The sequence below is a fragment of the Candidatus Rokuibacteriota bacterium genome, from assembly GCA_016188005.1.
GTDB lineage: Bacteria > Methylomirabilota > Methylomirabilia > Rokubacteriales > CSP1-6 > UBA12499.
Genome location: JACPIQ010000132.1, coordinates 1 through 6,136 on the forward strand (window position 1 = coordinate 1; position 6,136 = coordinate 6,136).

General features: G+C 71.8%; 7 protein-coding genes. All 7 read right to left on the bottom strand.

What is annotated here, in order from left to right; translation table 11 throughout:
• Positions 1–83: 83 nt before the first annotated feature.
• The 7 genes from HYV93_25230 to HYV93_25260 all read right to left on the bottom strand — a co-directional run bounded on the left by HYV93_25230 (position 84) and on the right by HYV93_25260 (position 5,582).
• Positions 84–1,454, bottom strand: a complete 1,371-nt coding sequence (locus HYV93_25230; GenBank protein ID MBI2529276.1) for a PilN domain-containing protein — start codon at positions 1,452–1,454, stop codon at positions 84–86.
• Complete coding sequence (locus HYV93_25235; protein ID MBI2529277.1) at positions 1,451–2,434, bottom strand: general secretion pathway protein GspK; 984 nt, start codon at positions 2,432–2,434, stop codon at positions 1,451–1,453. The genes HYV93_25230 and HYV93_25235 overlap by 4 nt, the downstream gene beginning before the upstream one ends.
• Positions 2,431–3,060 carry a prepilin-type N-terminal cleavage/methylation domain-containing protein gene (locus HYV93_25240; protein ID MBI2529278.1) on the bottom strand — a complete coding sequence of 210 codons (630 nt, stop codon included), beginning with the start codon at positions 3,058–3,060 and terminating at the stop codon, positions 2,431–2,433. Before HYV93_25240 ends, HYV93_25235 begins: the two co-directional genes overlap by 4 nt.
• Entirely contained in the window at positions 3,057–3,488 is a 432-nt protein-coding gene (locus HYV93_25245; GenBank protein MBI2529279.1) for a prepilin-type N-terminal cleavage/methylation domain-containing protein, read from the bottom strand. Before HYV93_25245 ends, HYV93_25240 begins: the two co-directional genes overlap by 4 nt.
• Positions 3,481–3,936, bottom strand: coding sequence for a GspH/FimT family pseudopilin (locus tag HYV93_25250; GenBank protein ID MBI2529280.1), 456 nt, complete (start codon positions 3,934–3,936; stop codon positions 3,481–3,483). The genes HYV93_25245 and HYV93_25250 overlap by 8 nt, the downstream gene beginning before the upstream one ends.
• A gap of 14 nt (positions 3,937–3,950) precedes the next feature.
• Entirely contained in the window at positions 3,951–4,421 is a 471-nt protein-coding gene (gspG, locus tag HYV93_25255; GenBank protein ID MBI2529281.1) for a type II secretion system major pseudopilin GspG, read from the bottom strand.
• Between the two features lie 633 nt (positions 4,422–5,054).
• Positions 5,055–5,582 carry an SEL1-like repeat protein gene (locus HYV93_25260; GenBank protein MBI2529282.1) on the bottom strand — a complete coding sequence of 176 codons (528 nt, stop codon included), beginning with the start codon at positions 5,580–5,582 and terminating at the stop codon, positions 5,055–5,057.
• Positions 5,583–6,136: the final 554 nt, after the last annotated feature.

Below are 6,136 nucleotides of genomic sequence, written 5' to 3' on the forward strand. Positions count from 1 at the left end.
GGTAGACGTAGCCGCCGGCAGCCGCCGCGCCCACCAGCGCCAGCCCGATCAGGGTCCGCTCCCGCGTCGAGAGCCCACCCATGCTAATCCTGGCCCTGCGGGCGCGGCGCCGACCGCGGTCCGGCCGGCCCGGCCTCCCACGCCGCCTTGATGCGGAACTGCTCCTTGTCGCGTCCGCGCGTCACCGGAGAGGTGAACTCGACCCGCTCGATCCATGCGGAGCTCTCCAGGAGCGGGATGAGCTGACCCGCCGCGCTGGCCTGCCCGGCCAGCTCGATGGACTTCGTGTCAAGGGTCAGGGTGCTGAGCCAGGCATCCGGCGGCAGGCGCTCGGTCAGCTCGCGCAGCACGGGGAGAGCGCGGATGCCGCTCTCCTCCACCGCCTTGAAGGCCGCCAGCAGCCGCTTCTTCTGGTTGAGCTCGGCGGCGATCTTCTCCACGACCTTGACCTGGGGGGCCAGGGCCCGCGTCGTCCGGTCGAGATCCTCCAGGTAGCGGCGGTCGGCGTGGCCCTGGGTCAGGAGCGCGCCGAGGCCCAGCGCCGCCGCGAGCGCCGCCACCCCGGCGGTCACGACCTGGCCCCCGGTGAGCATGCGCGGACGCAGCGCCTCCGGCAGCAGGTTGAGAACGGGCTGGCGCGGGCCGAGGGCCACGGCCAGCGCGAGCACCGTCACGCCGCGCTCGCCCTCCGGGACCGTCTCGAGGAGCGTGGCCACGCCGGCGCGGTACGGCGGCTCCGAGACTGGAGCGCCCAGTGCGGCCAGCGCCGGTGAGGAGACGAGGCCGCCGATCGCGTCGCCGGAGACCCACACTGCCTCGAAGTCCTTCCACTTGAGGAGCCGGAGGCTGCCCGCGATCTCGCCCGCGAGCTCGTCGCCGTCCGCCGCCGGCACGGTGCGGCTCAGCCGCAGCTCGCCGCTGCCGAGGAAGACGAGGTCGGTCGCCTCTCCGCGCCGATGCGCCCACACCGCGCGCCTTGCCTCCAGGCGCCGGCCGAGCAGCGCGGGAAGGTTGTGGCAGGCCACGGTGACCGACAGCGGCTTGAGCCGGGGCTCTGCCAGCAGCCTGAGCGCCCGTTCCACCGCGCGGCGCTCGCAGGCCGCCACCAGCACGCGGAGGGGCCCGCCCCGGGTCGTCGGCAGCGCGAGGGAGTCGAAGACCATCTCCTCGGGGGAGAAGGGGACGTGGCGCTCCAGCTCGAAGCGCAGCACCTCGGCGAGGCTCGACTCCGCGGCGGCAGGCAGCTCGAGAGGCTTGACCGTGACGAGGGAGCGCTGGAGCCCGATGCGCATCCAGCGTGGCCGGAGGTGCCGCGTGGCGAGCTCGGCCCGGAGGAGGGAGGCGAGGTCCTCCTCGCTCGCGAGTGTGAAGTGCTCGAGCCGGCCGCGTCCGGTGACGGCCGCGACCGTGAGGGCGTGCTCGTGCAGGAAGAGCCCGACTCTCGGCCGCGTCATCGCTCCGGGTCCACCCGCCAGGACAGGATCGTGACGCCGCGGGAGGGCGCAGGGGGCGCGCCGGCGCGCTGGGGCTGGGCCCCCGTCCGGAGGGTGCCGCGCTGGACGATGGCGACGACACGCGCCTTCGACTCGCCCGCCACGATCCCTTCGGCCTCGATGCGAAAGGTCCGGCTGCCCACGCCGAGGCCGCGGCCCCCGTACCGCCCGGGAACGAAGGGGTAGGGGGCGTGCTCGCGGCCCTGGACGATGTCGGCGATCTCGGCGTCGGAGAGGTTCAGCGCCTCGAGGACGGCCGGGGGAGCCGTGTTGACGTTCACCGTGTTCCTGCCGAAGACGGTGACGAGCTCACCGAGCCCGGGCCGCTCGGCTGTGCCCCGGTAGAGCGCGGGCGTCACCCCGCGGATCTGGAGCAGCTCGGACACGTCCTGGAGCATCCCGTTGCGCGCCCGGTAGGGCACCGGGAGTTTCAGGTAGTGGTCCTCGCTCTCGGCGCCGTTGAGGCGGTGCTCGTCGTTGGCGTCCTTCCAGTCCTGCAGGGAATCGTTGATGATGTCCCGCTCCCGCTTCTCGACGCCGAGCGCCGCCAGCAGCCGGTCCACGCGCTCGGGCGGGGCCAGATTGATGTTGAGGCGCGAGTCCTCGTCAGTCAGGCGGTACGAGAACTCGCCGGGGCCGAGCGGTACGCGCTCCCGCCTGAGCGGCGGCACGGCGGCGGGTGTCGGCTGGCCCGCCGCCGTGCGGAAGAAGACCAGCCGGCCGTCCCCGTCGAGGGCCTGGATCGGGGCCCCGCTCAGCACCTCCCGGATGGCCTGCTCGACGCCCGCCTCGGCGAGGTGCGCCGCCAGCACGCTCTCCTTGTAGGTGCGCACCATGGACGCCTCGAGGCGCATGGAGAAGGCGAACTCGGCGCCCACGACGCCCAGTAGCGCCAGCACCAGCATCACGGCCAGCAGCGCGAAGCCCCGTTCGCCGGTCACGGCGTGCCCGCCGGGATGCTCACGACGACGGGGGGGTGCTCGATCTCGCGCCCGCCGATCGACGTGGTCAGCGTGATCTCCACGGCCCGCGGCAGCCGCCCTTCGGCGGTCGCATCCCAGCGCTCCTCCCAGCTCCCCGCCACGTCACGGAGATACCGGAACCTCGCCGCCTTCACGCTGTCGTCCACCAGGACCGGCTCGACGCGCTCGAAGGGGTCGGTGCCGGGCAGGACCTTCTGGCGAACGGCGAGCCCCGACGCCTCGCCGCTCTCGGTGCCGAGGGTCACCGCGGTGAAGGCGATGGGCACCGCGATCGGAAAGGGCGGCGTGCCCGTCACGAAGGCCACACGCTCCGCCTCGCCCTCGAAGAGAACGGGAGGCCGGACCCCACCTCGCGCCTCGCCCTGGTAGGGGTGAGCCGCGCCGAGGCTCCGGGCCAGCACCTGCACCAGGCTCCGGCCGTGCTGCTGCGCCCCGGCGCGCTCCTCCCCCTGGCGCCACGCCGCCAGCCCCACCCGCAAGCTCCCGAAGCTGAGGGCCAGGAGGGCCGCGACGAGGGTCAGCGCGAGCATCAGCTCGATCAGGGTGAAGCCGCGCTCGGAGTGGCGCCGGGCTCGGCGGTTCATCGCGCGGCCGTTCCCAGCCAGGGGGCCGCCGAGGTGCGCAGTGTCGCCAGCTCCACCGAGCGGCCGCTCCCCCAGCGCACCGAGACGGTCACGGACAAGAGCTGCGGCGCGGCGCCGCCTGGTGGGCTCTGCTCGGCAGCCACGGGCACGACCGAGACCCGCCGCTCCCACCCGTAGGGCCCCTCGTCGCCGCTCTGGACCTCCTCGCCCTCGGGCTGGATCTCGCGGGTCAGTCGATCCGCCAGGAGCACCGCGCGCTGGTGCTCGCCCGAGAGCCTCAGCAGCCGGAGGTTCTGGGAGGAGAGCTGGAGCATGGTCGTGATGGCGACGGCCAGGATACTCATCGCCACCAGCACCTCGAGGAGCGTGAATCCCGACTGGCCTCTCATCGGCTCGGCGGTGTATTCGCGCCCGCCCGGGTCAGGCACGGCGATTGATCACCCGGCCCGTGAGGGGGTCCACCGTGATCAGGTACACGCGGCGCCCCGGGGCCTCGATGCGGAAGGTCGCCCCGGTCGACAGTCCCTGGGGCAGGAACCTCACCGTGAGCGCCGCCGGCGGGCTGGCCTCGATCCGCAGGTCCGCCCAGAGCCGCCGTGATGATCGCACCTCCGCCTGCCCGGCGCCGGTGAGGACCGCGAGGTGCGCCTCCGGATCGATCCGCACCTCCTGCGTCTCCCGGCGAGTGATGGCCTGCTGCCTGGCGTGGCGGAGAAAGGCCGAGAGACCCGCCACCTCGGTGCGCGCCCGGAGCGCTTCCGTCCCGCGGCCGATGGCGGGCACGGCGACCGCCGCGGCCAGCGCCAGGACGGCCATGACGACGACGACCTCGATCAGGGTGAAGCCGCGCTCCCGTCGCCCGCCGGCCGGCGTCATCCGTCGATCTCGCGCTACCCGGTCTGCCAGGAGGTGACGTCCGCGTTCTCGCCCTCGCCCCCGGGCGCGCCGTCGGCCCCGTCGCTCCAGATGTCGTACTCCCCGTGGTCGCCCGGGCAGCACTTGTAGTGATAGGCATTGCCCCAGGGATCCCTCGGCACGGCGTTCTTCTTGAGATAGGGGCCATTCCAGTTGGCGACGCTGGGGTTCTTGACGAGGCCGTCGAGCCCCGCCCCCGATGCCGGGTAGGCACCGACATCCAGCCGGTACTGGTCCAGCGCCGCTCCCAGCAGCTCGATCTGGGCGCGGGCCGCCGCCTGCTTGGACTGGCCCACCCGGCCGAAGAGGCGGGGGCCGACGAGCCCGGCGAGGAGCCCCAGGATGATGATGACCACGAGCAGCTCGATGAGCGTGAAGCCTCGGCTGCCGTGGACTTGGGCGAGCAGTGTTGAGAAACGCCTGGAAGGTCCGCGACGGGCTGGCATGGTGCGGGGATTATCCGCCGCCCGAGGCGCCGCCGTCAACGTTCCGCTCAGGCCCCCCCGACGGCGTTCGTGTCCGGCCCCGGCTACGGCTGGGCGCGCCCGCCTCGACGACGCACTCGCCGACCCGCGTCGTCGACTCGCCCGTGGCGGGGCCCGGCACCCGCGCGGCGCCTGCGTGGGACGCCGCGGCAGGCTAGACCTGGGCGGCAGGGTCCACTCATCGCGGAACACGCACTCGTAGGGCGCAGCATGCCTCGGGCGCCGGAGCGCGAACGGACCCATGTAGCCTCGGGCGCCGCCGGCAAGGGATACCTCCGCCGGGCGCGCGCGCGACAGCTCCCGGACCAGCTGCAGGATGCCCCGGACGACGTCGGCCTCCGGAGGCGCGCCCCACGGAGGTCTGCATCAACACACCCGAGACCCGAGCGACCGAGGAGGCACCCTGCACTGAACTCATGCGCCCGCTGTCTCGTTCTTGTTGACAGGTTCCGCGTGGCGTCGCGGAGGCACACGGTCTGCGTGACGCGGCCGAGGGCGTTGTAGGTGAAGCGGGTGGAGACGGCGAGGTCGTCGACGCGGGTGAGCCGGCAGCGGGCGTGCAGCGTAGCGCTCAGACGGCCGCGTACCGGGGAGTTACCGCCCCTGCTTCCGCTTGAAGGCGAGTTCCCGTTCAGTCGCAAGGCGTTCGGCTTCCGCTAGCACCTCTGGCGCAAGCCGGCTGCGAAGCTTCGCACGGTGACCCGGGACGTCCTTTATCGCGTGCTCGTTGCACCAGTGGCTCAGGTTCCGACACCCGGGACTGACCCTGCCGATGCGCTCCGCGAGAAGCAGCCAGACATACCCCTCGAGGTCGTCACGCCTCGCTAGATGGCCTTCAGCGTACAGGGCGCCGAGATCATAGAGTGCGAGGGGATGATCTCCGGCCCCTGCCGCCTTCCGATAGTACTCGGCGGCCTTCTCCGCGTCAGGCGGGACACCAAGCCCCTTGTCGTAGATGGCCCCCATGGCGTACCACCCGCCGCGCGGCCCCGCGCGTTCATACCAGTACAAGGCTTTGGCCGTGTCCTGATACGTGCCGATTCCCCGCAGGTATAGCCCACCCAAGACCGCGGCGGCTTCTTGATCACCGCGCTCGGCGGCCGCCCGATGGAGCTCAAACACCTTAACGCTCCGTTCCGCTACAATACGGTCCGAGCACGCACTGAGACTAAGGAACGCGCCGCAGACGGCGAGCCCCGCGCCCAATCCCGCAACTGCTGTCCGGCATCCTTGACGCAAAGCAGACAGCCCCACTTTCCGGATAGGGCACGCCCTCGCTGCCACCAGAAGACACATGTCCGCCTCGCTATCTCATGCGCTCGATCTGGGACGGAGGAACTCCACCTACGAATCCTGCGTAAGAGAACGCGGCGGCCGGGACAATACTCCCCCAGTTGAGTATCTCAGCTACACCAGGGGCGCCCGTGAATGCCTTCTCAACCGAGATCATGAGCGTGTCATGAAGACCCGCGGCGGCATTGGCGCCACGGATCCTGTTGAGAGCCTCTGACAGGGGACTACCCTCGGACAAGTTGGCCTCGGTCGACACCCAAAACCGGCCAGTCGTCGACACCTGAAAACCGGCCAGTGAGGTAGGGCCCCAAGACGTTGACGCGGCGGGGGGACTGTGGTCTCTCCGCCAGCATGACCAACATCTTGGGCGACGAGAAGAAACA

Excerpts from the sequence above, each read along its gene's own strand:
- HYV93_25230 (MBI2529276.1), bottom strand. The coding sequence starts at position 1,454 with ATGACGCGGCCGAGAGTCGGGCTCTTCCTGCACGAGCACGCCCTCACG.
- HYV93_25240 (MBI2529278.1), bottom strand. The coding sequence starts at position 3,060 with ATGAACCGCCGAGCCCGGCGCCACTCCGAGCGCGGCTTCACCCTGATC.
- gspG (MBI2529281.1), bottom strand. The coding sequence starts at position 4,421 with ATGCCAGCCCGTCGCGGACCTTCCAGGCGTTTCTCAACACTGCTCGCC.
- HYV93_25250 (MBI2529280.1), bottom strand. The coding sequence starts at position 3,936 with ATGACGCCGGCCGGCGGGCGACGGGAGCGCGGCTTCACCCTGATCGAG.